This window comes from Pseudomonas sp. FW305-70 (assembly GCF_058783925.1).
The window spans coordinates 23,241-47,697 of sequence record NZ_JBYSYZ010000025.1 but is presented as its reverse complement, the minus strand read 5'-3'; the positions used below and the strand labels follow the sequence as shown (position 1 = coordinate 47,697).

Genomic DNA, 24,457 nt, shown 5'->3' with positions numbered 1-24,457 from the left:
CATTGGTGATAGAGGTGAGCAGCTTACAGTTCAAGCTGACTGGCGCACGAATCACTCCTGCCCAATCGACTCCAAAAACTCCGACCGTTCATCACTCATCCGCGCAATGCAATCGTTCTGGGCAATGGTGAGCGCCTTGCTGCCACCGGTGGCCGGGAAGGCTTCGACGGCGCAGTCGGCATCCCGGGTCTTCAGCCATTGCTGTTGGGCGGCCTTGAGCTTGGCGGTGATGTCGGCCAGTTGCGACGGGTTTTTGCCGTATTGCGACTGCATGCGGTCGGCCAAGCCCTGGAGGTTTTCCTTGAGCAGGTCTTCGGCGCTGGTTTTGCTGAAGGCCGAGCACTCGAGGGTCTGGACGTCGTTTTCGACTTTATCGCACGGGTTGTCGTCGGACTCCTGCGCTGCGTGTACGCCAGTCGCAATCAATGCCAAAGCCAGAAGGATGGATTTCATTCAGGTCGCCGCTCTATTCCAGTGATGCAGCGAATTCTGGCCCAAGCCGAGGGCCTTGAACAGGTCGCTGATTGTGCCGGGAGACGACCCTTTGTCGCGGATTGACGCTTTCGGCAAACCCCCTGTCGTTTTTGCACCCGGTCGCCGAGGCACCGAGGCATATGCTGGCCCCAAAGCGCCGGCAGACGATTCGGCGCATGAATCGCTAATAAGGGGACAGCCTGATGAGCCCAGCCGAATTGCACGCCGACAGCATCGTTATCGACGGGCTGATTATTGCCAAGTGGAACCGTGAACTGTTCGAAGACATGCGCAAGGGCGGTTTGACCGCAGCCAACTGCACCGTGTCGGTGTGGGAGGGCTTTCAGGCTACCGTCAACAACATTGCCGCGAGCCAGAAGCTGATCCGCGAGAACAGCGACCTGGTGATGCCGGTGCGTACCACCGCCGACATCCGCAAGGCCAAGGAGCAGGGCAAGACCGGCATCCTCTTCGGCTTCCAGAACGCCCATGCCTATGAAGACCAGATCGGCTATGTCGAGGTGTTCAAGCAGCTCGGCGTCGGTATCGTGCAGATGTGCTACAACACCCAGAACCTGGTGGGCACCGGTTGCTACGAGCGTGATGGCGGCCTGTCGGGCTTCGGTCGCGAAATCGTCGCCGAGATGAACCGCGTTGGCGTGATGTGCGACCTGTCCCACGTCGGCTCCAAGACGTCCGAAGAAGTCATCCTCGAGTCGAAAAAGCCGGTCTGCTACTCCCACTGCCTGCCGTCGGGGCTCAAGGAGCACCCGCGCAACAAGTCCGATGAAGAACTCAAGTTCATTGCCGACCACGGCGGCTTTGTCGGCGTCACCATGTTCGCGCCATTCCTCGCCAAGGGTATCGACTCGACCATCGACGACTACGCCGAAGCCATCGAGTACGTGATGAACATCGTCGGCGAAGACGCCATCGGCATCGGCACCGACTTCACCCAGGGCCATGGCCAGGACTTCTTCGAATACCTGACCCACGACAAGGGCTACGCCCGCCGCCTGACCAGCTTCGGCAAGATCATCAACCCGCTGGGCATCCGCACCGTGGGCGAGTTCCCGAACCTGACCGAAACCCTGCTCAAGCGCGGCCACTCCGAGCGAGTGGTACGCAAGATCATGGGCGAAAACTGGGTGAACGTCCTCAAGGACGTTTGGGGCGAGTAAGCCACTGCACCTCTGAATCCTTTCCCCCGGCCGCCCGCGCCGGGGGCAACACCAAAATTTTTCTGGAGTTAAGTTTCCATGGCCAAGATCGCCCCGCAATTGCCAATCGAAGTCGACAGCGAGACCGGTGTCTGGACGTCCGACGCCCTGCCGATGCTGTACGTGCCACGGCATTTCTTCGTCAACAACCACATGGGCATCGAGGAAGTGCTGGGCGCTGAAGCCTATGCCGAAATCCTCTACAAGGCCGGCTACAAGTCCGCCTGGCACTGGTGTGAAAAAGAAGCCGAATGCCATGGCCTGGAAGGTGTCGCGGTGTTCGAGCACTACATGAAGCGCCTGTCGCAGCGTGGCTGGGGCCTGTTCAAGATCCAGGACATCGACCTCGACAAAGGCACCGCCAGCGTCAAGCTCGAACACTCGGCGTTCGTCTATGTGTACGGCAAGGTCGGGCGCAAGGTCGACTACATGTTCACTGGCTGGTTTGCCGGCGCGATGGACCAGATCCTCGCCGCTCGCGGCAGCAAGATCCGCACCGTGGCCGAGCAAGTCTACGGTGGCTCCGAAGAGGGCCACGAAGACGGCTTGTTCATCGTCAAGCCGTTGTAAGTCGAGGAACCCGCCATGGCTTTCGAAGCAATGTTCCAGCCGATCCAGATCGGCAAACTGACCATCCGTAACCGCGTGCTCAGCACCGCGCACGCCGAGGTTTATGCCACCGACGGCGGCATGACCACCGATCGGTACGTCAAGTACTACGAAGAGAAAGCCAAGGGCGGGATCGGCCTGGCGATTTGTGGCGGTTCGTCCGTCGTGGCCATCGACAGCCCGCAGGAATGGTGGAGTTCGGTGAACCTGTCCACCGACCGCATCATTCCGCACTTCCAGAATCTGGCCGATGCCATGCATAAGCACGGCGCCAAGATCATGATCCAGATTACCCACATGGGTCGTCGCTCGCGTTGGGACGGCTTCAACTGGCCGACGCTGATGTCGCCGTCGGGTGTGCGCGAGCCAGTGCACCGTGCCACTTGCAAAACCATCGAGCCGGAAGAGATCTGGCGGGTGATCGGTAACTACGCTCAAGCGGCCCGCCGCGCCAAGGCCGGTGGCCTGGACGGTGTCGAACTGTCGGCGGTGCACCAGCACATGATCGACCAGTTCTGGAGCCCGCGGGTCAACAAGCGCACCGACGAATGGGGCGGCACCTTCGAAGGCCGGATGAAGTTCGGTCTGGAAGTCTTGAAAGCCGTACGCGCCGAGGTCGGTGACGATTTCTGCGTGGGCATGCGCATCTGTGGTGACGAGTTCCACCCGGACGGCCTGTCCCACGAAGACATGAAGCAGATCGCCAAGTATTACGACGACACCGGCATGCTCGACTTCATCGGCGTCGTGGGTTCGGGTTGCGACACCCACAACACCCTGGCCAACGTGATTCCGAACATGAGTTATCCGCCGGAGCCGTTCCTGCATCTGGCTGCCGGCATCAAGGAAGTGGTCAAGGTCCCCGTGCTGCACGCGCAGAACATCAAGGACCCGAACCAGGCCACGCGTATCCTGGAAGGCGGTTACGTCGACATGGTCGGCATGACTCGCGCGCACATCGCCGACCCGCACCTGATCGCCAAGATCAAGATGGGCCAGATCGACCAGATCAAGCAGTGCGTCGGTGCCAACTACTGCATCGACCGTCAGTATCAGGGCCTGGATGTGCTGTGCATTCAGAACGCTGCTACTTCTCGTGAATACATGGGCCTGCCGCACATCATCGAAAAAACCACTGGCGTGAAACGCAAGGTGGTGGTGGTCGGCGCCGGTCCTGCCGGGATGGAGGCCGCCCGCGTGGCCGCCGAGCGTGGCCACGACGTGACCCTGTTCGAGAAAAAGGAATTCATCGGCGGGCAGATCACCACCGCATCGAAAGCCCCGCAACGGGACCAGATCGCCGGTATCACCCGCTGGTATCAACTGGAACTGGCGCGGTTGAAAGTCGACCTGCGCCTGGGTACCGCGGCTGACGCGCCAACCATCATGGACCTGCGTCCGGACGTGGTGGTGCTGGCTGTCGGCGGTCATCCGTTCATCGAGCAGAACGAACACTGGGGTGCGGCTGAAGGCCTGGTGGTCAGCAGCTGGGACATCCTCGACGGCAAGGTTGCACCGGGCAAGAACGTGCTGGTCTACGACACCATTTGCGAATTCACCGGCATGTCGACCGCTGACTTCATCGCGGACAAGGGCAGCCAGGTCGAGATCGTTACCGACGACATCAAGCCGGGCGTGGCCATCGGGGGTACATCGTTCCCGACTTACTATCGCAGCATGTACCCGAAAGAAGTGATCATGACCGGCGACATGATGCTGGAGAAGGTCTACCGCGAAGGCGACAAGCTCGTAGCGGTACTGGAAAACGAATACACCGGCGCCAAAGAGGAGCGGGTGGTTGACCAGGTGGTCGTGGAAAACGGCGTGCGTCCGGACGAAGAAATCTACTACGCGCTGAAGGAAGGCTCGCGCAACAAAGGCCAGATCGACGTCGAAGCCTTGTTCGCGATCAAGCCGCAACCTTGCCTGGAACAGAGCGGCGACGGCTACCTGCTGTTCCGCATCGGCGACTGCGTGGCCCAGCGTAACGTGCACGCGGCGATCTATGACGCGCTGCGGTTGTGCAAGGATTTCTAAGAGCTTGTGAACAACCCCTGTAGGAGCGAGCTCGCTCGCGATGGATTTGAAGGCGCCGCGTTTCTCCAGACCGCACGCGTCATCGTTAACGCCCATCGCGAGCAAGCTCGCTCCTACAGAGGATCGAGCAAGGCATCCAGGTAGTTAAGCCCGAGGTCTTTGGGAGCTCCACCATGTTGAACACCCTTCTTCCAATCCTGTTGTTCGCAGCCCTGGGCCTTGGTGTCCTGGGCGCGTTGCGGCGGGTGGCCATGTGGCGCCGGGGCCGGGCTTCGAAAGTCGACCTGATCGGTGGACTGTTCGCCATGCCCAAGCGCTACATGGTCGACTTGCACCATGTGGTGGCGCGGGACAAATACATTGCCAACACCCACGTCGCCACAGCCGGCGGTGCGGTGGCGTCCATCGTGCTGGCGATACTGGTGCATGGTTTCGGCCTGCATAACCGCTTCCTCGGCTATGCGCTGCTGCTGATGTCGGCGGTGATGTTCGTTGGCGCGATCTTCGTTTACCTGCGTCGGCGCAACCCGCCGTCGCGTCTGTCGAAAGGCCCGTGGATGCGCCTGCCGAAAAGCCTGCTGGCATTCTCGGCCTCGTTCTTCCTGTTGACCCTGCCGGTGGCGGGCATCCTCCCGGAAAACTTCGGCGGCTGGCTGTTGGCCGCGATTCTCGGGGTCGGCGTGTTGTGGGGTGTGTCGGAGCTGTTCTTCGGCATGACCTGGGGCGGGCCGATGAAGCACGCCTTTGCCGGCGCCCTGCACCTGGCCTGGCACCGTCGCGCCGAACGTTTTGGCGGTGGCCGTTCCACCGGTTTGAAGCCGCTGGATCTTGGCGACCTGAGTGCGCCACTGGGCGTGGAAAAACCCAAGGATTTCACCTGGAACCAATTGCTCGGTTTCGACGCCTGCGTGCAGTGCGGTAAATGCGAAGCGGCGTGCCCGGCCTTCGCCGCTGGCCAGCCACTGAACCCGAAAAAACTGATTCAGGACATGGTCGTCGGCCTGGCCGGTGGCACCGATGCCAAATTTGCTGGCAGCCCATATCCCGGCAAAGCGATTGGCGAGCACGCTGGCAATCCGCATCAACCGATCGTCAACGGTCTTGTGGACGCCGAGACCCTGTGGTCGTGCACGACTTGCCGCGCCTGCGTCGAGGAGTGCCCGATGATGATCGAGCACGTCGATGCCATCGTCGACATGCGCCGTCACCTGACCCTGGAAAAAGGCGCGACCCCGAACAAGGGCGCCGAAGTCCTGGAAAACCTGATCGCCACCGACAACCCGGGCGGCTTTGCGCCGGGCGGGCGGATGAACTGGGCGGCAGACTTGAACCTCAACCTGCTCAGCGAAAAGAAATCCACCGACGTGCTGTTCTGGGTCGGCGACGGCGCCTTCGACATGCGCAACCAGCGCACCCTGCGCGCCTTCGTCAAAGTGCTCAAGGCGGCGAAAATCGACTTCGCCGTGCTCGGCCTGGAAGAACGCGACAGCGGTGACGTGGCCCGGCGCCTGGGCGACGAAGCGACCTTCCAGCTGTTGGCCAAACGCAACATCCAGACCCTGGCCAAATACAGCTTCAACCGCATCGTCACCTGCGATCCGCACAGTTTCCACGTGCTGAAAAACGAGTACGGCGCCTTCGATGGCAACTACCTGGTGCAGCACCACAGCACCTACATGGCGGAAATCATCCAGGCCGGCGCGCTGAACCTCGGTCAGCACAAAGGCGACAGCGTGACTTACCACGACCCGTGCTACCTCGGCCGCTACAACGGCGAATACGAGGCGCCGCGTGAGGTACTGCGCGCGCTCGGGATCGAAGTGAAAGAGATGCAACGTTCCGGTTTCCGCTCCCGCTGCTGCGGCGGTGGCGGCGGTGCGCCGATCACCGACATTCCGGGCAAGCAACGCATTCCTGACATGCGCATGGAAGACATCCGCGAAACCGGCGCCGAACTGGTGGCCGTGGGTTGTCCGCAGTGCACCGCGATGCTTGAAGGCGTGGTCGAACCCCGGCCGCTGATCAAGGACATCGCCGAACTGGTGGCCGATGCGTTGCTCGAAGACGCCGCGCCCGCCAAGACACCCGTCAAGCGCGAACCTGCGGAGGCCCACTGATGAGCGACATTATCCGCCGCGACCCGCGGGCCGAATGGATTGCCCGCAACCGTCTGCACCCACTGCACGCGGCCATGCAACCGGTGCAACACAGCTGGATGGGGCCTAACGGTGTCATCCGCAAGAATCCTCATGGCATTGGCTTTATCGGCCCCAACGGCATCAAGCGCATCGACCGCAGCGGCGCCCAGCAGGGCGGGACGACTAAACGTACAGCCGCTGTCGAAGTGCAATTGCCATTGCACCAGGTGGCCGCGCCGGCGTTTTACATCAGCGTGGTGCCGGATATGGTCGGTGGCCGCTTGAGCAGTCACGACCGCGACCTGCTGGGCCTGGCCCATCAACTGGCCGGCAAGGACGGTGCGGTGCTGGCCGTGGTCTTCGGTGAGCACAAGGAAAGCGCTTTTGCCACGGCGGGCGTCGACCGCCTGCTGGTGCTGGAAGGCGAAGCGTTCAACGGTTATGCGCCGGAACAACGGGTCCAGGGCCTGCGGGCTGTGGATAACCAGTTCAACCCACGTCACTGGTTGTTGCCGGACAGTCGCACCGGTGGCGGGGAAATGGGTCGGCGCTTTGCCGCCGCCTTGGGCGAACGCCCGGCGACGCGGGTCTGGCAGGTCAAGGATCAGGAGTGCATCGGCCGCGCCGGTGCCGGTCTGCAAGACCTTGCCCGTCCGTTGGCGCGCTTGATTCTGGCGGCTGCCGAGTGCGCCGAACCGGTCAGCGAAACCCGTCATGAAGCATTACCGGTGGAGTTATCCACAACCGTGGCGCGCAGCCTGTCGCGGATCGAAGATCTGGGCGCGGTGGCGGTGGATCCGGCGGCGATTCCGATGGCCGAGGCAGAATTCATTTTCTCCGGCGGCAACGGGGTCAAGGACTGGGGACTTTTCCACAGGACCGCCGAAGCCCTCGGCGCGACCGAAGGCGCATCGCGGGTGGCGGTGGACGACGGCTTCATGGCCCGCGATCGTCAGGTCGGGGCGTCCGGTACCTGGGTGACTGCACGGGTCTATGTGGCCGTGGGGATTTCCGGGGCGATCCAGCACCTGCAGGGCATCGGTGCCTGCGACAAGGTGGTGGCGATCAACCTCGATCCTGGCTGCGACATGATCAAGCGTGCCGACCTCTCGGTAATCGGCGAGAGTGCGGAGATTCTTCAAGCCTTGATCGAAGCGGTAGAGGCTTACCGCAACGACGCCAAGCGCGATGCGGCTTAAGGGAAGGAAAGGGTTATGAGCACGAAAATCATCAGCCTGGTGTCCATCGGCGCCCACCCGACGTCCGGTCGGCCGCGTCGCGCGGAACAGGATGCGCGGGCGGTGGAACTGGGCCTGCAACTGGCTGGGGATAACTTGCAGGTGCTGCATGCCGGCGACATCGCCGAGCCTGCGCTGCGCGCTTACCTGGGCATGGGCCTGGAACAGTTGCATGTGCTTGAGCAGCCCGAGGGTGCCGATGCGCTGCCGGCATTGACCGAGTATCTGCGCGATGCCGGTGCTCAGGTGGTGTTGACCGGCAGCCAGGCGGAAACCGGTGAAGGCTCGGGCATGTTGCCCTTCCTGCTGGCCGAAAGCCTGGGTTGGCCGCTGGTGGTGGGGCTGGCACAGGTCGAGTCCATCGATGGCGGTTCGGCGCTGGTGCTGCAAGCCTTGCCCCGCGGTCAACGTCGTCGGCTGAAGGTGCGCCTGCCGTTTCTGGCAACGGTGGACAACGCCGCGCCCAAGCCTCGCCAGAGCGCGTATGGCCCGGCCCGACGTGGCGTGCTGCAAGCGCAGGACGTTGAAGTTGTCGATGATGAACTGCTTGCGGTCGCCAGCCTGCAACCGGCCAAGCCACGGCCCAAGCGCCTGAAAGTGATCAAGGCCAAGAGCGGCGCCGACCGCATGAAAGCCGCGACGGCCAAGGCCAGTGGTGGGGGCGGGCAGGTGCTCAAAGGCGTGACGGCACAAGCCGGCGCCGAGGCGATTCTCAAGCTTCTGATTGAAGAGGGTGTGGTCCGCTGACAAATAGTCACCCCGGATCAAATGTGGGAGCGGGCTTGCTCGCGAAGGGGGCGTGTCAGTCGACATGAATATCGCCTGGCCCGCCGCTTTCGCGAGCAAGCCCGCTCCCACAGAAAAGCTTCATCTCACCCACATTTATGGGGGAACAATGGCAGTTGAATTTCGTTCGGCAGTGCGCGCGGATGCGCGTGAGATTGCGCGGTTGTTCCAGATTTCATCCGAGGGCGCTTCAGATTACATCTGGAGTCAGATCGCAGAGCCCGGTCAGGATCTGTTGGACGTCGGCGCCATTCGATATGCCCGGGACGACGTCGATTTCTCATACCAGAACTGCCTGATTGCCGAGACCGATGGCCAGGTTATTGGCATGATGCACAGTTACGCGATGCGCCACGATCCACTGGCGGTGCCGACGACCGACCCGGTGCTGGCGCCTTATGCCGACATGGAAGTGCCCGACACCCTGTATATCTCCAGCCTGGCCCTGCATGAAGGCTGGCGTAACCGGGGGCTGGGCGTGCAATTTCTCGCCCATGCTCAAGAACGTGCCGACCGGCTGGGGCTCAAGGGCCTGAGCCTGATTGACTATGCCGCCAACACGGGTGCCCGGCGTTTTTACGAGCGACACGGTTTCGGGATCATCAAGACCTGCCAGGTCACCCCTCATCCCATGATCCGCGTCACCGGCGACGCCTATCTTATGCACAGGCCCTGAGCCGGTTCCGGGGTTGTTCGAGTCGCGACAGTTATCCACAGCGCCACGCATCATTTATCTGGCTCCACGCTGACAAGGGCGGTGAGCTACAGTTTTCTATGCGCTGATCAAGGGTGCGGCACGCTTTCGGGAGTTTTCAGACATTCAGCGCTGACTCATAGAACCCGGTTTTATGACTGGCTTGAATATGAAGACTTTCGCTCTTTTGGCGTTCTTCGCTACAGCCATGTGGGTACCCACAGGCTTGATGTCTGCCGTCCAGATAAAAGCCCCCGCGGCCGATCAGGACTTTTATCAGTGGGTCGAGACCGAGCAGGGGCGCAACGCGTCCCTGGCACAGTGGCGGCAGCAGTGCGACAAGGAGCTGGATGCCGACAAGCACCTCGACTGTTCGGTGACGGTCCTGGCCAGAATGCTCGAAGCCAAGGTCGCCAACCAACTCCCCGAATACTATCTGGCGATCAAGGGCAGGCATGCCCGGGCGATAGAGGCCAGCGCCGAGCTGAAACCGCTGTTCTCCATGTTCGGCGACAAATCACTGGCTATCCTGGCGACGACTGGCAATTTCTCGGTCAGCGATTCGGTGCGGCATGAGGTGCTGCCGCTGCACCCGTATGCCAACGACTTTTACATCGCGCAAGAAGTGCTGCCATTTATCGATGTCGGCGCGGCCAACGGTGTCTCGGCGCGTTTTGTACTGGACACGGGGGCACCGCAAACCCGGGTCAACATCGACACTGCGAAACAGATGGGCATCAGGTTGTTGCCCGATGCTCAGTATCGCTACAGCACGTTTTATGGCGAAAAAGACCTGGCTGCGAGGCTGGGCATTCTCAGGTCACTCAAAGTCGGCACCCGAGAGTTCAGGAATGTCCTGGTGTTTGTCAGCGACCGGGAGAATTTGCTGGGGCTGGACCTGATCAGCAAACTGGGGCGCTTGAAGATCACCAGAAACGCTCTGGAACTTAATCCTGCGCCTGTCAGGCGCTGTGATGCGTTCATTGCCTTTAACCGCGTGGATCTCAACCAGCGGCTGGTGGTTGCCGCTCAGCTGGATCGCCGCACGACGCTGGCCATCATCGATACGGGAAATGTCGACTACCTGACGGCCGCGTTACCTGGCAGGCAGGCCAATGCCGTGCAGGCACTGACGCCAGGAAGCTCGAACGGTTACACCGGCGACAACAAGCACTTTCAGCGCTTTGACGGCATATTGGTCATGCAAGGCAACATCATGGCGGTCAGCTACAAATACTACCCGGGCTTCACCATCCCGCCGTCGCTGCTGGGCGGGCAATACGTGCCGTCGATATTGCTCGGTTGGCGTGCCTTCAAAGACTTTGAATTGAACCTGGACCTGGGCTCAGGTCGCTCATGCTTCAATAAAGTCTGAACACGTTGGTGTTTACCCACAATCCCTGTTGGTGGTTCTGTGGATAACATGTTCGCCCCTCGCTACGGCCCATGTAAATCAAGCCCTGCAAGGCGTCGTTCAAAAAACAACCAGTCTTGCTCGTGTTTTTTTCCAGCTTTTTCAAGGGGATAAGTGCTGCTGTTAACGCAGACTTGCCCCCAATCTCTGTTGGCGCTTCTGTGGATAAGATGTTTGCTGTCGGCTGCAGGCCTTGTAAACAGAGGTGTGCAGGTGTCTGATCAAAAAATGATCAAAAGGCGGTTTTGCATTGTCAGCTTTCACGCAAACGCTGGATTTCTCAAGGTTTCAGCGGTTTTCCACAGAGCTTTCCAAGTTAACCCCAAAGTCTGTTGGCGCTTCTGTGGATAAGGTGTTCGCCATCCTCTGAACGCCATGCAGGCCGTGGCTTTCAGGCTTAAGGTCAAAAAACGACCAGTCCACTCGTGGAAGCAGGCTTCTGGATAAGTCACGGTTTTTCTTTGGTTTTCGTGAAGAAAATTTCCAGCATTTCCACAGTTGTCCCCAATAGCTGTGGGTGGAGATGTGGATAACTTGTTCGCGGAAGGCTGGGAGGTGCGGCGGGCATAGGTCTGAACGAGATAGGTCATATTTCGTACAGCTCTATGAATGGCGGGCAAGCCCCCTGTAGGAGCGAGCCTGCTCGCGATGGACGTCAACGATAACGTTGGCAACCTGACACCCGGCGGCGTTCTCAGGCTCATCGCGAGCAAGCTCGCTCCTACAGGGAGTGGATTCAGCCTTGGACTGGAACACCTTTGAGGTAAGGCGCAGGCTCGGCCCCCAGGTTGCTCAGCAGACGCTCGCTGTACCAGTCCACGAAGTTCACCACGCCGAACTCATAGGTCTTGGAGTACGGGCCAGGCTGGTATGCGGTGGAGTTGATGCCGCGCTGGTTCTCTTCGGCCAGGCGACGGTCCTGGTCGTTGGTGGCGTCCCAGACCTGGCGCATGCGCTCCACGTCGTAGTCCACGCCTTCGACGGCGTCCTTGTGCACGATCCACTTGGTGGTGACCATGGTTTCCTGGGCGCTGATCGGCCACACGGTGAACACGATGATGTGGTCGCCCATGCAGTGGTTCCAGGAGTGCGGCAGGTGCAGGATGCGCATCGAGCCCAGGTCCGGGTTCTTGATGCGGCCCATTAGCTTGGCACAGCCCTGTTTGCCGTCCATGGTCATCGACACGGTGCCCTTGAGCAGCGGCATGCGCACGATGCGGTTACGCAGGCCGAAGCTGGCGTGGGCGTACGGGATCTTCTCGGCTTCCCAGGCGGCGGCGGAGGCAGCGACGTGGTCCTTGAACGCCTGGTCGGCGCGCGGGTCGGTGACGTCGTCCCATTCCAGCAGGGTTTTCAGCAGTTCCGGGTGCGATGCGTTGCAGTGGTAGCACTCGCGGTTGTTCTCTAGCACAAGCTTCCAGTTGGCCTTTTCCATCAAGGTGGTTTGCACCGCCACCTTGGTGTTTTCCATGTCGTACGGTTCCATGTAGTGGTTGAGCGTCGACAGGAAGTCATCGATGGCTGGCGGGTTCTCCGCCAGGCTGATGAAGATGTAGCCGCCGGCAGTCTTCACGTTCACCGGTTTGAGGCCGTACTGATTCATGTCGAAGTCGGCGCCCATTTCGGTGCCGGCGAACAGCAGGCGACCGTCGAGTTCGTAGGTCCACTGGTGGTAGTGGCAAACCAGCTTGGCGACCTTGCCCTTGTCGCTGGTGCACAGGCGCGAGCCACGGTGGCGGCAGACGTTATGGAACGCGTGCACCACGCCTTCGGCGCCACGGATGACGATGATCGGGTTCTTGCCGATCTGCAGGGTCAGGTAGTTGCCCTTGGTGGGGATCTCGCAGGTCATGCCGGCGATCAGCCACTCTTTCTGAAAGATTTCCTGCATGTCGATATCAAACAGGCGGTCGTCGGAGTAAAACGGCTGCGGCAGCGAGAACGTGCGCTCACGCTCTTGCAGCATCTGTGCGGTGGCCTTGCGTGCGGGTTCCAGCGGATCGCCCAGGCTCAGTGTAGTAGTGACGTCCATCGTTTAATCCTCAAGGCCATTCTGTGTGGCCGGCGAAAGTGGCTAATCAGGGTTGCTACGCAAGGTGTAATGGTTGTGTCTTGGTATGGGGCGAGTGTGGGGCCGGCGCTGGCCAGAACCTTATCCATGGGCGACATGGTGCAATCTGTTCCCGACGCGCAAGCCCCGGTCGTTGGGGGCTGGTCGCGATAAGCATGTCAATGTCGCAGATAGGTAAATGGGTGATCCGCGCTATACGCAGAATCGCCAACATGAAGGCCGACAGTCGGCCGTGGAGATCAGCATGTCCAACAGCTTCCTGAATCCGGTAACCACCCAGACCTGGGCCAATGGTCGACACATTGTCCGTTGCGTCAAAGTCATCCAGGAAACCTGGGATGTGCGCACCTTTTGCTTCATGGCCGACCAGCCGATCCTGTTCTTCTTCAAGCCGGGGCAATTCGTCACCCTGGAGCTGGAAATCGAAGGCCAGCCGATCATGCGTTCGTACACCATTTCCAGCTCTCCGTCGGTGCCGTACAGCTTTTCGGTGACCATCAAGCGTGTGCCGGGCGGCAAGGTCTCGAACTGGCTGCACGACACCCTGCACGAAGGCCAGGAGCTGGCGGTGCACGGCCCGGTCGGGCTGTTCAATGCCATGGACTTCACCGCGCCGAAGGTACTCTACCTCAGCGGCGGCGTTGGTATCACGCCGGTCATGTCCATGGCGCGCTGGTTCTACGACACCAACGGCAATGTCGACATGGTGTTTATCCACAGCGCCCGTTCGCCGAAAGACATCATTTACCACCGCGAGCTGGAGCACATGGCGTCGCGGATCGAAAACTTCAGCCTGCACCTGATCTGCGAGAAGCACGGCATGGGTGAGCCCTGGGCCGGTTATCGCGGATACCTGAACCACAGAATGCTTGAATTGATGGCGCCTGACTTCCTTGAACGCGAAGTATTCTGCTGCGGCCCGACACCCTATATGAATGCGGTCAAGCGCTTGCTCGAAGGCGCAGGTTTCGACATGTCGCGTTACCACGAAGAATCCTTCGGTGCGACTCCGCCAGAGGCGCGCGCCGATGCGGTAGAACATGCGGAACAAGCGGCCGAGGCACCGGAAGTCGACGCCGCGGACCTGCATCAAGTGGAGTTCACCGCCTCCGGCAAGAGCATCCGCGTGGCCCCGGGCGAGACCGTGCATGCGGCGGCGGCCAAGGTCGGCCTGATGATTCCGAAAGCGTGCGGCATGGGCATCTGCGGCACCTGCAAGGTGTTGAAGCTGGGTGGCGAAGTGGAGATGGAGCACAACGGCGGGATCACCGAGGAAGACGAAGCCGAAGGGTTCATCCTGTCGTGCTGCAGCGTGCCGAAGGGCGACGTGCGCATCGAATTCTAAGCGTTACGCAATACCCTTGTAGGAGCGAGCTTGCTCGCGATGGACGTCAACGATGACGCTGGCAACCTGGCACCCCGCGGCGTTCTCAGGTTCATCGCGAGCAGGCTCGCTCCTACAGGGGAGGGTTTTAGTCAATAAACAGATCTGTCATCAGCTTTTCGGTGCTATCGGGCGCGAACCGATAGTGCTCGAACTCGGTCGCGCCGTTCTCCCGCAAGATTTCCTCATCGATCAACAACCGCCCGGTCAGGCTGCGGTTTGTGCAGCTCAAAATCACATGCGCGGCATCCGCCATGATCGCAGGCGTTCGCGCATGCTTGAACGATTCCTTCGACCCCAACTGAAACTCGATGGCCGCGGTGGCAATCATCGTCTGTGGCCACAGCGAGTTGACGCTGATGCCGTAATTCCTGAATTCCTCACTCATGCCCAGGGTCAGCATGCTCATGCCGTACTTGGTGACGGTATAGGGGCTGTATTGCGCGAACCACTTGGTGGCCAGGTTCAGCGGCGGAGACAGGTTGAGGATGTGGCCACCGGATTTCTTCAAATACGACAGCGCAGCCTGACTGCAAAGCAGTACGGCACGGGTGTTGATCTGGTGCATCAGGTCGAAGCGTTTCAGTTCAAGGTGCTGAACCCCGGTCAGCTTGATCGCCCCGGCGTTGTTGATCAGTGCGTCGATACCGCCGAAATGTTCGTTGGCCCGGGCCAGCGCCTCACGTACGGCATCCTCTTCGCGTACATCCACCTGCAAAGCCAGTGCCTTGCCGCCTGCCGCTTCCACTTCCTGCGCCACGCTGAAAATCGTGCCCGGCAGCTTGGGGTGAGGTTCGGCACTTTTGGCGGCGATCACAATGTTGGCGCCATCGCGGGCGGCCCGCAGTGCGATCTCACGGCCGATCCCGCGGCTGGCGCCGGTAATGAACAGGGTTTTGCCTTGCAATGACATGCACATGCTCCTGATTGTTGTTATGTGAGCGGAGGCTCGACACACAATGTAGACCAAGTCTTTCAGGAGCTACCGTGAGAAAGATGAAATGAAACAATCCTGTATGACAAAGAAGTATCTGCCTTCGCCATACAGAATTGGGTGTGAATCAGTCCCCATCTATTAACGATGTGGACTGTCGGAGTAATGAATTATTACTTAGCTTCAAACAGCTTTATTTCGAATGAGTTGTCCATTTGCTGCACGAACTCCTTACGCGCGAGTTCAAACGCTCTCCCGTGCTGTTTAATGATGTCGCCGACCTGCGCAATTTTTTGAACTTCGTCCCAGCTCACGTTAGTGACAGTAGCTGTCGGGTCGTTTGTCAGGACTTGGTTCAGGGCTTGATTGCTCATTTGAATTACTCTGCGCTAGAACATGGATTGCGTATCGAAAATTCGACACGCGATTGTTCCCGAAAGACTGCGCGAAGTCCTTTTCAGGTGCTCACACGTTACTTCGGCGATGCAGAGACGGTGAACTGTCAGAAATGCCAGTTCGGATGAACGGCGCGGCCGAGATGTGCCGCGCCGTTGACAGCGACCTCAGGCGCTCATCACTTCGCGGATGTCCCGAGCCAGTTCCCGCACACGCTCTTCTTCGGTATCCCACGAGCACATGAAGCGTGCGCCGCCGTTGCCGATGAAGGTGTAGAAGCGCCAGCCCCTGGCGGCCAGGGCGGCGATGGCCGGCTCCGATAGTTGCAGGAACACGCCGTTGGCCTGTACCGGGAACATCAGCTCCACGCCAGGAATGTCGCTGACCAGTTCGGCCAGCAGTTGTGCACAGTGGTTGGCGTGGTTGGCGTATTTGAGCCAGGCGTCGTTTTCCAGGATGCCGACCCAGGGTGCCGACAGGAAGCGCATCTTTGAAGCAAGCTGCCCGGCCTGTTTGCAGCGGTAATCGAAGTCTTCGGCCAGTTTGTGGTTGAAGAACAGAATCGCCTCGCCCACTGCCATGCCGTTCTTGGTGCCGCCGAAGCACAGCACGTCGACGCCGGCCTTCCAGGTCAGATCGGCCGGGGAGCAGCCGAGGAATGCGCAGGCGTTGGAGAAGCGTGCGCCGTCCATGTGCAGGTTCAGGCCCAGTTCCTTGCAGGTGGCGCTGATGGCGCGGATTTCGTCCGGGGTATAGACGCTGCCGACTTCGGTGGCCTGGGTCAGGGTCACCACACGTGGTTTCGGGTAGTGGATGTCCTGGCGCTTGAGCGCGACCTCGCGGATCGAGTCCGGGGTCAGCTTGCCGTTTTCAGTGCGGGCGATCAGCAGCTTGGAGCCGTTGGAGAAAAATTCCGGGGCGCCGCATTCGTCGGTTTCGACGTGAGCGGTTTCCGAGCAGATCACGCTATGGTAACTCTGGCACAGCGAGGACAGCGCCAGCGAGTTGGCGGCGGTGCCGTTGAAGGCGAAAAACACTTCACAGTCGGTTTCAAACAGTTTGCGGAAATCGTCGGAGGCGCGGGCGGTCCATTCGTCGTCGCCGTAGGCGCGCTGGTGGCCGTGGTTGGCCTGTTCCATGGCCGCCCAGGCTTCAGGGCAGATACCGGAATAGTTGTCGCTGGCGAATTGTTGGCTCTTGTCGGTCATGGCCTGCTTCCGTGGTCGAGATGCCTATGGTGAAGCGTCCCGTGGTCAATGAGGGTGCGCACTGTACCCAAGATCGTCAGGTGCAGCGCACAGGATGTCGCTGTTTGGAACATACACAGTCGAAGGGCAATTATGCACATGACGATGCACAAGGCCATGCACTTAAAGCAGCGAGATGGGGCACTGGATCTGCTCAAGTGGCTGGCGCTTTTGAGCATGCTGCTCGATCACCTGAGATATGTCGGCTATTCCGCCGATTGGCTGTATGTGCCGGGGCGCCTGGCGTTTCCGTGGTTCTGCCTGGCGATGGCGGCCAATCTGGCGCGCGAGCGGACTACGACGACCGGTGGCCAGTGGCGCTATCTGGGTTGGTTGTTGCTGTTTAGCGCGGTGAGTGAAGTTCCCTACCGGATGTTCATTCCCCATCCCGACACCTTGAACGTGCTGCCCACCCTTGCCCTGGGCTTGCTGGTGGTTCGTGGCTGGCAGCAGCCGGTGCTTGCATCGCGACTGCTGGCAGCTGGCGCCGTCCTGCTGGCGGCGTTTTTCTCCCAGCGACTGATGTTCGGTTTTTTTGGCGTCCTGTTGCCGTTTGTCTTGCTGTTGGTACTGCGCCGACCCTGGTATTTCGGGCTGTTGGCGGGGCTGGTCTGTCTGGCGGCCAATCAATGGCAGGTGCTGTATCACGCCGCACGACTGGGCAACCACGCGGCCATTCCGGCAATCGCCGCTTGTCTGATTGCGCCATGGCTCGGGCTGTTCTTGTTGCGACATGCCAAGGGCGTAAATCCACCACCGATGCGGCGCTGGGCCTATGCGCTGTATCCCGTGCATTTCCTTGTTTTACTGGCGCTACGTCAAGCTCTTGCCTAATCCCTGTGGGAGCGGGCTTGCTCGCGAAGCAGGCACTTCGGTGTCTCAGGCAGACCGCGTCATCGTTCTTCGCGAGCAAGCCCGCTCCCACAGGGGTTGCGTTGATCCATTTCCCGCCATGTCGTAAACGCACCTTTGCGTGGCGCCCGTAGGCATTTGACGACTCCAAGCCAGTCATACCATCGCTACCAAAGGGCACTGCCGAAAAGCCAGTGCCTCACCGAGACGAATGGCGCACCGCCGCCGCTGGGAGAGACGCGATGTTCAGCAAGCAAGACCAGATCCAGGGTTACGACGATGCACTGCTGGCGGCGATGAATGCCGAGGAGCAACGTCAGGAAGATCACATCGAGCTGATCGCGTCGGAGAACTACACCAGCAAGCGCGTGATGCAGGCCCAGGGCAGCGGCCTGACCAACAAATACGCCGAAGGTTACCCGGGCAAGCGCTACTACGGTGGCTGCGAGCACGTAGACAAGGTCGAGGCCCTGGCCATCGAGCGCGCCAAGCAACTGTTCGGCGCCGATTACGCCAACGTCCAGCCGCACTCCGGTTCCTCGGCCAACAGCGCCGTGTACCTGGCGCTGCTGCAAGCCGGCGACACCATCCTCGGCATGAGTCTGGCCCACGGCGGTCACCTGACCCACGGCGCCAAAGTGTCGTCCTCGGGCAAGCTGTACAACGCCGTGCAGTACGGCATCGACACCAAGACCGGTCTGATCGACTACGACGAAGTCGAGCGCCTGGCCGTCGAGTGCAAGCCGAAGATGATCGTTGCCGGTTTTTCGGCCTACTCCAAGACCCTCGACTTCCCGCGCTTCCGCCAGATCGCTGACAAGGTCGGTGCACTGCTGTTCGTCGACATGGCCCACGTGGCCGGTCTGGTCGCGGCCGGTCTGTACCCGAACCCGCTGCCTTATGCCGACGTGGTCACCACCACCACCCACAAGACCCTGCGCGGTCCGCGTGGCGGCCTGATCCTGGCCAAGTCCAACGAAGAAATCGAGAAGAAGCTCAACGCGGCAGTTTTCCCGGGTGCCCAGGGCGGCCCGCTGATGCACGTGATCGCCGGTAAGGCGGTGTGCTTCAAGGAAGCGCTGGAGCCTGGCTTCAAGGCTTACCAGCAACAAGTGATCGACAACGCCCAGGCCATGGCCGGCGTGTTTATCAAACGCGGCTACGATGTAGTGTCCGGCGGTACCGACAACCACCTGTTCCTGGTCAGCCTGATCCGTCAGGGCCTGACCGGCAAGGACGCAGATGCCGCCCTCGGTCGCGCCCATATCACTGTGAACAAGAATGCTGTGCCGAACGATCCACAGTCGCCGTTCGTGACCTCCGGCCTGCGTATCGGCACCCCGGCGGTGACCACGCGCGGCTTCAAGGTGGCCCAGTGCGTCACGCTGGCCGGCTGGATCTGCGACATCCTCGACAACCTCGGCGATGCCGATGTCGAAGCCAATGTCGCCGAGCAAGTGGCAGCCTTGTGCGCGGACTTCCCGGTTTATCGCTGAGTGCGGTTTTGGAGTAAATGACTATGCAACGCTACTCGGGCTTCGGCCTCTTCAAACACTCTCTCAGCCACCATGAAAACTGGCAGCGCATGTGGCGCACGCCGACCCCGAAAAAGGTCTACGACGTGGTCATCGTCGGCGGTGGCGGGCATGGCCTGGCCACGGCTTACTACCTGGCCAAGGAGCACGGCATCACCAACGTGGCCGTGGTCGAGAAAGGCTGGCTGGGCGGCGGTAACACCGCGCGCAACACCACCATCGTGCGCTCCAACTACCTGTGGGACGAGTCGGCCCACCTGTACGAACACGCGATGAAGCTGTGGGAAGGCCTGTCCCAGGACCTGAACTACAACGTGATGTTCTCCCAGCGCGGTGTCTACAACCTGTGCCACACCCTGCAGGACATCCGTGATTCCGAGCGTCGGGTAAGCGCCAACCGCCTCAATGGCGTGGACGGCGAGCTGCTCGATGCCAAGCAAGTGGCTGACGAGATCCCGTACCTCGACTGCTCGAAAAACACTCGCTATCCGGTGATGGGCGCAACCGTCCAGCGTCGTGGTGGCGTGGCCCGTCACGACGCCGTGGCCTGGGGCTTTGCCCGGGCCGCTGACGCCCTTGGCGTGGACCTGATCCAGCAGACCGAAGTGATCGGTTTCCGCAAGGAAAACGGCGTGTGCATCGGCGTGGAAACCAACAAAGGCTTCATCGGCGCCAAGCGTGTCGGTGTGGTGACTGCCGGCAACTCCGGGCACATGGCCAAGCTCGCCGGTTTCCGCCTGCCGATCGAATCCCACCCGCTGCAAGCGCTGGTGTCCGAACCGATCAAGCCAATTATCGACAGCGTGATCATGTCCAACGCCGTGCACGGCTACATCAGCCAGTCCGACAAGGGCGACCTGGTGATCGGCGCCGGTATCGACGGCTACAACGGCTACGGCCAGCGTGGTTCGTACCCGGTGATCGAGCACACCATCCAGGCCATCGTCGAGATGTTCCCGGTGCTGTCGCGCGTGCGCATGAACCGTCAGTGGGGCGGCATCGTCGACACCACGCCGGATGCCTGCCCGATCATTTCGAAAACCCCGGTACCGAACATGTTCTTCAACTGCGGTTGGGGCACCGGTGGCTTCAAGGCCACACCTGGCTCGGGCAACGTGTTTGCCGCAAGCCTGGCCAAGGGCGAAATGCACCCGTTGGCCGCACCGTTCTCCATCGACCGTTTCCACAACGGTGCGCTAATTGACGAACACGGCGCTGCTGCCGTCGCCCACTAACAGGAGAAATTTCCTATGTTGCATATCTTCTGTCCTCACTGCGGCGAACTGCGCTCCGAAGAGGAATTCCATGCATCCGGCCAGGCGCACATCCCGCGTCCTCTGGACCCGAACAGCTGCACCGACGAGGAGTGGGGCGACTACATGTTCTTCCGCGATAACCCACGCGGTCTGCACCACGAGCTGTGGGATCACGTCGCCGGTTGCCGTCAGTACTTCAACGTCACCCGCGACACCGTGACCTACGAGATTCTCGAAACCTACAAGATCGGCACCAAGCCACAATTCACCGACAAGACCGATAGCCCGAAAGCGGCCAGCACGGCTCTGGGAGAGAAGGTATGAGCCAGATCAATCGCCTGTCCAACGGCGGACGGATCGACCGCAACAAAGTCTTGAGCTTCACCTTCAACGGCCAGAACTACAAAGGCTTCGAAGGCGATTCCCTGGCCGCTGCACTGTTGGCCAACGGCGTCGACATCATCGGTCGCAGCTTCAAGTATTCCCGTCCGCGCGGCATCTTCGCCGCCGGTGCCGAAGAGCCGAACGCGGTGCTGCAGATCGGCGCCACCGAAGCCACGCAGATCCCGAACGTGCGCGCCACGCAACAGGCGCTGTATCAAGGCTTGGTCGCCACCAGCACCAATGGCTGGCCGAGCGTGAACAACGACATGATGGGGATTCTCGGCAAGGTCGGCGGCAAGCTGATGCCGCCGGGTTTCTACTACAAAACCTTCATGTACCCGCAATCGTTCTGGATGACTTACGAGAAGTACATCCGTAAGGCTGCCGGCCTGGGCCGCTCGCCGACCGAGAACGATCCGGACACCTACGACTACATGAACCAGCACTGTGACGTGCTGATCGTCGGCGCTGGCCCTGCCGGCCTGGCGGCTGCACTGGCGGCTGCGCGCAGCGGTGCCCGTGTGATTCTGGCTGACGAACAGGAAGAGTTCGGCGGCAGCCTGCTCGACTCCCGCGAAAGCCTCGACGGCAAGCCGGCGACCGAGTGGGTCGCCAGTGTCATCGACGAACTGAAGAACACCCCGGACGTGCTGCTGTTGCCGCGCGCCACCGTCAATGGCTATCACGACCACAACTTCCTGACCATTCACGAGCGCCTGACCGATCACCTTGGCGACCGCGCACCGATTGGCCAGGTGCGTCAGCGCATTCACCGGGTTCGTGCCAAGCGTGTGGTGCTGGCGACCGGCGCTCACGAGCGTCCACTGGTTTACGGCAACAACGACGTACCGGGCAACATGCTCGCTGGCGCCATCTCGACCTACGTGCGTCGTTACGGTGTGGCACCGGGCAAAAAGCTGGTGCTGTCGACCAACAACGACCACGCCTACCGCGTTGCCCTGGACTGGCTCGATGCCAGCCTGCAAGTGGTGGCCATCGCCGACGCCCGCAGCAACCCGCGTGGTGCGCTGGTGGAAGAGGCGCGTGCCAAAGGCATCCGCATCCTCACCGGCAGCGCCGTGATCGAGGCCCGTGGCAGCAAGCGCGTGACCGCTGCCCGTGTGGCCGCCATCGATGTCAAAGCCCACGCCGTGACCAGTCCTGGCGAATGGCTTGAATGCGACGTAGTGGCCAGTTCCGGTGGTTACAGCCCGGTGGTTCACCTGGCTTCGCACTTGGGTGGCAAGCCGATCTGGCGCGAAGACATCCTTGGTTTCGTACCGGGTGAAGCGCCGCAGAAACGCGTATGCGTCGGTGGCATCAACGGTGTCTACGGCCTTGGCGATTCTCTGGCTGACGGTTTTGAAGGTGGCGCCCGCGCCGCTGCCGAAGCCGGGTTCCAGACGATTGAAGGTGTGTTGCCAAAAGCCCTGAGCCGTCTCGAAGAGCCGACCCTGGCGCTGTTCCAGGTCCCCCATGAAAAGAACACCGCACGTGCGCCGAAGCAATTCGTCGACCTGCAAAACGACGTCACCGCCGCCGCCATCGAACTGGCGACCCGCGAAGGCTTCGAGTCGGTCGAGCACGTCAAGCGCTACACCGCACTGGGCTTCGGCACCGATCAGGGCAAGCTCGGCAACGTCAACGGCCTGGCCATCGCCGCCCGTTCGCTGAACGTGACCATTCCGCAGATGGGCACCACCATGTTCCGTCCGAACTACACGCCGGTGACTTTCGGCGCCGTGGCCGGTCGTCACTGTGGACACATCTTCGAGCCGGTGCGTTACACCGCGCTGCATCAATGGCACCTGAAAAACGGCGCCGAGTTCGAAGACGTCGGCCAGTGGAAACGTCCTTGGTACTTCCCGAAATCCGGTGAAGACCTCCACGCCGCGGTCAAGCGCGAATGCAAAGCCGTGCGCGACAGCGTCGGCCTGCTGGATGCTTCGACCCTGGGCAAGATCGATATCCAGGGCCCGGATGCGCGCGAGTTCCTCAACCGCGTTTACACCAACGCCTGGACCAAGCTCGACGTGGGCAAGGCCCGTTACGGCCTGATGTGCAAAGAAGACGGCATGGTCTTCGACGACGGCGTGACGGCTTGCCTGGCCGACAACCATTTCGTCATGACCACCACCACCGGCGGCGCGGCTCGCGTGCTGCAGTGGCTGGAGCTGTACCACCAGACCGAATGGCCGGACATGAAGGTGTACTTCACTTCCGTGACCGACCACTGGGCGACCATGACCCTGTCCGGGCCGAACAGCCGCAAGCTGCTCAGCGAAGTCACCGACATCGACTTGAGCAGCGAAGCCTTCCCGTTCATGACCTGGAAAGAAGGCCTGGTCGGCGGTGTGCCGGCGCGGGTGTTCCGGATTTCGTTTACCGGTGAACTGTCGTACGAAGTCAACGTGCAAGCCGACTATGCGATGGGTGTGCTGGAAAAAATCGTCGACGCCGGCAAGAAGTACAACCTGACTCCGTACGGCACCGAAACCATGCACGTGCTGCGGGCCGAGAAGGGCTTCATCATCGTCGGTCAGGACACTGACAGCTCGATGACCCCGGACGACCTGAACATGGGTTGGTGTGTCGGTCGCACCAAACCGTTCTCGTGGATCGGCTGGCGTGGCATGAACCGCGAAGACTGCGTGCGTGATCAGCGCAAACAGCTGGTTGGCCTGAAGCCGATCGATCCGAACAAATGGCTGCCGGAAGGTGCGCAACTGGTGTTCAACACCAAGCAAGCCATCCCGATGACCATGGTGGGTCACGTGACTTCCAGCTACCTGCACAACTCCCTGGGCTATTCGTTTGCCATGGGCGTGGTCAAGGGCGGGTTGCAGCGGATGGGCGAGCGCGTGTTCGCACCGCTGGCCGACGGCAGCGTGATCGAGGCGGAAATCGTTTCTTCGGTGTTCTTCGATCCGAAGGGTGAACGCCAGAACGTTTGATGGCTTCAAGTCCGGTGGGGGGGGGCAATGACACCGAGTCGGCCCATTCGCGGGCAAGCCCGCTCCCACAGGATCGAAGTCGCCAAGGGAATTTGAGTCAGGCATCAATCCATGTGGGAGCGGGCTTGCCCGCGAAGTCGGCAGTCCAGTCACCACAAAGGTTGAGACCAACCGCACAACAGAATTCAGAACAGGTGCTTTATGACCGCAGCCAATGTTTACCAACAACGCCCAACCTCCGGGGCCAAGGCCGAGTCGTCGTTGCATCATGCCGACCTCGCCAGCCTGGTGGGCAAGGGTCGCAAGAACGCCGGCGTGACCGTGCGTGAGAAAAAACTCCTCGGCCACCTGACCATTCGTGGCGACGGCCACGATGCCGCGTTCGCCGCCGGTGTGCACAAGGCTCTTGGCATTGAGTTGCCGGGTGCGTTGAGCGTCATCGTCAAAGGCGAGACCAGCCTGCAGTGGATGGGGCCGGATGAATGGCTGCTGATCGTGCCGACCGGTGAAGAGTTTGCCGCCGAACAGAAACTGCGCGAAGCACTGGGCGATTTGCACATTGCAATCGTCAACGTCAGCGGCGGCCAGCAACTCCTCGAACTGAGCGGCCCGAACGTGCGCCAGGTGCTGATGAAGTCCACCAGCTATGACGTGCACCCGAACAACTTCCCGGTGGGCAAAGCGGTCGGCACGGTGTTCGCCAAGTCGCAACTGATGATCCGTCACACCGCCGAAGACACTTGGGAACTGCTGATTCGTCGCAGCTTCTCGGATTACTGGTGGCTGTGGTTGCAGGATGCATCTGCCGAGTATGGCCTCAGCGTTCAGGCTTGA

21 protein-coding genes are annotated in these 24,457 nt (G+C 60.9%); 15 read left to right on the top strand and 6 right to left on the bottom strand.

All coding sequences use genetic code 11. The features are described from left to right. Positions 1-51: 51 nt before the first annotated feature. On the bottom strand, positions 52-453 hold the full coding sequence (locus AC3WN7_RS18595) for a lysozyme inhibitor LprI family protein (RefSeq protein ID WP_095964142.1): 402 nt from the start codon (positions 451-453) through the stop codon (positions 52-54). A 224-nt stretch (positions 454-677) separates the two neighbouring features. Here AC3WN7_RS18595 and AC3WN7_RS18590 point away from each other — a divergent pair, with 224 nt between their 5' ends. From AC3WN7_RS18590 to AC3WN7_RS18555, 8 genes are all read left to right on the top strand, one after another. Further along, positions 678-1,655 (top strand): dipeptidase, encoded by a 978-nt coding sequence (locus tag AC3WN7_RS18590; RefSeq protein WP_015097138.1) that lies wholly within the window; start codon positions 678-680, stop codon positions 1,653-1,655. A 78-nt stretch (positions 1,656-1,733) separates the two neighbouring features. Further along, complete coding sequence (locus AC3WN7_RS18585; protein WP_007975505.1) at positions 1,734-2,264, top strand: DUF5943 domain-containing protein; 531 nt, start codon at positions 1,734-1,736, stop codon at positions 2,262-2,264. A 15-nt stretch (positions 2,265-2,279) separates the two neighbouring features. Beyond that, on the top strand, positions 2,280-4,340 hold the full coding sequence (dgcA, locus tag AC3WN7_RS18580; protein ID WP_007975506.1) for a dimethylglycine demethylation protein DgcA: 2,061 nt from the start codon (positions 2,280-2,282) through the stop codon (positions 4,338-4,340). Between the two features lie 173 nt (positions 4,341-4,513). Then, positions 4,514-6,457 carry a dimethylglycine demethylation protein DgcB gene (dgcB, locus tag AC3WN7_RS18575; protein WP_102674515.1) on the top strand — a complete coding sequence of 648 codons (1,944 nt, stop codon included), beginning with the start codon at positions 4,514-4,516 and terminating at the stop codon, positions 6,455-6,457. Further along, complete coding sequence (gene etfA, locus AC3WN7_RS18570) at positions 6,457-7,677, top strand: electron transfer flavoprotein subunit alpha (RefSeq protein ID WP_102674516.1); 1,221 nt, start codon at positions 6,457-6,459, stop codon at positions 7,675-7,677. Before dgcB ends, etfA begins: the two co-directional genes overlap by 1 nt. 15 nt (positions 7,678-7,692) lie before the next feature. Continuing rightward, positions 7,693-8,463 carry an electron transfer flavoprotein subunit beta gene (gene etfB / locus AC3WN7_RS18565; RefSeq protein ID WP_102674517.1) on the top strand — a complete coding sequence of 257 codons (771 nt, stop codon included), beginning with the start codon at positions 7,693-7,695 and terminating at the stop codon, positions 8,461-8,463. 148 nt (positions 8,464-8,611) lie between these two features. After that, the gene (locus AC3WN7_RS18560; protein ID WP_102674518.1) at positions 8,612-9,178 is read left to right on the top strand and encodes a GNAT family N-acetyltransferase; all 567 of its coding nucleotides are present in this window, start codon (positions 8,612-8,614) and stop codon (positions 9,176-9,178) included. 172 nt (positions 9,179-9,350) lie between these two features. Further along, positions 9,351-10,571 (top strand): retropepsin-like aspartic protease, encoded by a 1,221-nt coding sequence (locus tag AC3WN7_RS18555; RefSeq protein ID WP_371918058.1) that lies wholly within the window; start codon positions 9,351-9,353, stop codon positions 10,569-10,571. Positions 10,572-10,870: 299 nt separating this feature from the next. Here the strand turns inward: AC3WN7_RS18555 and AC3WN7_RS18550 are convergent, their stop codons facing one another. Together AC3WN7_RS18550 and gbca are read right to left on the bottom strand one after the other, a co-directional pair. Further along, positions 10,871-11,200 (bottom strand): hypothetical protein, encoded by a 330-nt coding sequence (locus AC3WN7_RS18550; protein ID WP_146022399.1) that lies wholly within the window; start codon positions 11,198-11,200, stop codon positions 10,871-10,873. 146 nt (positions 11,201-11,346) lie between these two features. Continuing rightward, positions 11,347-12,642 carry a glycine betaine monooxygenase oxygenase subunit gene (gene gbca, locus AC3WN7_RS18545; RefSeq protein WP_095964137.1) on the bottom strand — a complete coding sequence of 432 codons (1,296 nt, stop codon included), beginning with the start codon at positions 12,640-12,642 and terminating at the stop codon, positions 11,347-11,349. Between the two features lie 283 nt (positions 12,643-12,925). On the opposite strand from gbca, the gene gbcB reads away from it, so the two are divergent. After that, positions 12,926-14,026, top strand: a complete 1,101-nt coding sequence (gbcB, locus tag AC3WN7_RS18540) for a glycine betaine monooxygenase reductase subunit (RefSeq protein ID WP_095964136.1) — start codon at positions 12,926-12,928, stop codon at positions 14,024-14,026. Positions 14,027-14,153: 127 nt separating this feature from the next. Here the strand turns inward: gbcB and AC3WN7_RS18535 are convergent, their stop codons facing one another. The 3 genes from AC3WN7_RS18535 to AC3WN7_RS18525 form a co-directional block, all read right to left on the bottom strand. After that, positions 14,154-14,978 carry an SDR family oxidoreductase gene (locus AC3WN7_RS18535; protein WP_102674519.1) on the bottom strand — a complete coding sequence of 275 codons (825 nt, stop codon included), beginning with the start codon at positions 14,976-14,978 and terminating at the stop codon, positions 14,154-14,156. A 194-nt stretch (positions 14,979-15,172) separates the two neighbouring features. Beyond that, complete coding sequence (locus tag AC3WN7_RS18530) at positions 15,173-15,373, bottom strand: hypothetical protein (protein WP_095964134.1); 201 nt, start codon at positions 15,371-15,373, stop codon at positions 15,173-15,175. A 189-nt stretch (positions 15,374-15,562) separates the two neighbouring features. Continuing rightward, positions 15,563-16,603, bottom strand: a complete 1,041-nt coding sequence (locus AC3WN7_RS18525) for a threonine aldolase family protein (RefSeq protein ID WP_102674520.1) — start codon at positions 16,601-16,603, stop codon at positions 15,563-15,565. Positions 16,604-16,747: 144 nt separating this feature from the next. On the opposite strand from AC3WN7_RS18525, the gene AC3WN7_RS18520 reads away from it, so the two are divergent. The 6 genes from AC3WN7_RS18520 to AC3WN7_RS18495 all read left to right on the top strand — a co-directional run bounded on the left by AC3WN7_RS18520 (position 16,748) and on the right by AC3WN7_RS18495 (position 24,457). After that, a complete protein-coding gene (locus tag AC3WN7_RS18520) occupies positions 16,748-17,476 on the top strand; it encodes a TraX family protein (RefSeq protein WP_256585682.1) in 729 nt (242 codons plus the stop codon). A gap of 260 nt (positions 17,477-17,736) precedes the next feature. Further along, complete coding sequence (gene glyA, locus AC3WN7_RS18515; protein ID WP_015097125.1) at positions 17,737-18,990, top strand: serine hydroxymethyltransferase; 1,254 nt, start codon at positions 17,737-17,739, stop codon at positions 18,988-18,990. A 23-nt stretch (positions 18,991-19,013) separates the two neighbouring features. After that, on the top strand, positions 19,014-20,264 hold the full coding sequence (locus AC3WN7_RS18510) for a sarcosine oxidase subunit beta (protein ID WP_007980419.1): 1,251 nt from the start codon (positions 19,014-19,016) through the stop codon (positions 20,262-20,264). A gap of 15 nt (positions 20,265-20,279) precedes the next feature. Then, positions 20,280-20,609, top strand: coding sequence for a sarcosine oxidase subunit delta (locus AC3WN7_RS18505; RefSeq protein WP_007980417.1), 330 nt, complete (start codon positions 20,280-20,282; stop codon positions 20,607-20,609). Beyond that, a complete protein-coding gene (locus AC3WN7_RS18500; RefSeq protein ID WP_007980415.1) occupies positions 20,606-23,623 on the top strand; it encodes a sarcosine oxidase subunit alpha in 3,018 nt (1,005 codons plus the stop codon). The genes AC3WN7_RS18505 and AC3WN7_RS18500 overlap by 4 nt, the downstream gene beginning before the upstream one ends. Positions 23,624-23,824: 201 nt before the next feature. Continuing rightward, positions 23,825-24,457 carry a sarcosine oxidase subunit gamma gene (locus tag AC3WN7_RS18495; RefSeq protein ID WP_102674521.1) on the top strand — a complete coding sequence of 211 codons (633 nt, stop codon included), beginning with the start codon at positions 23,825-23,827 and terminating at the stop codon, positions 24,455-24,457.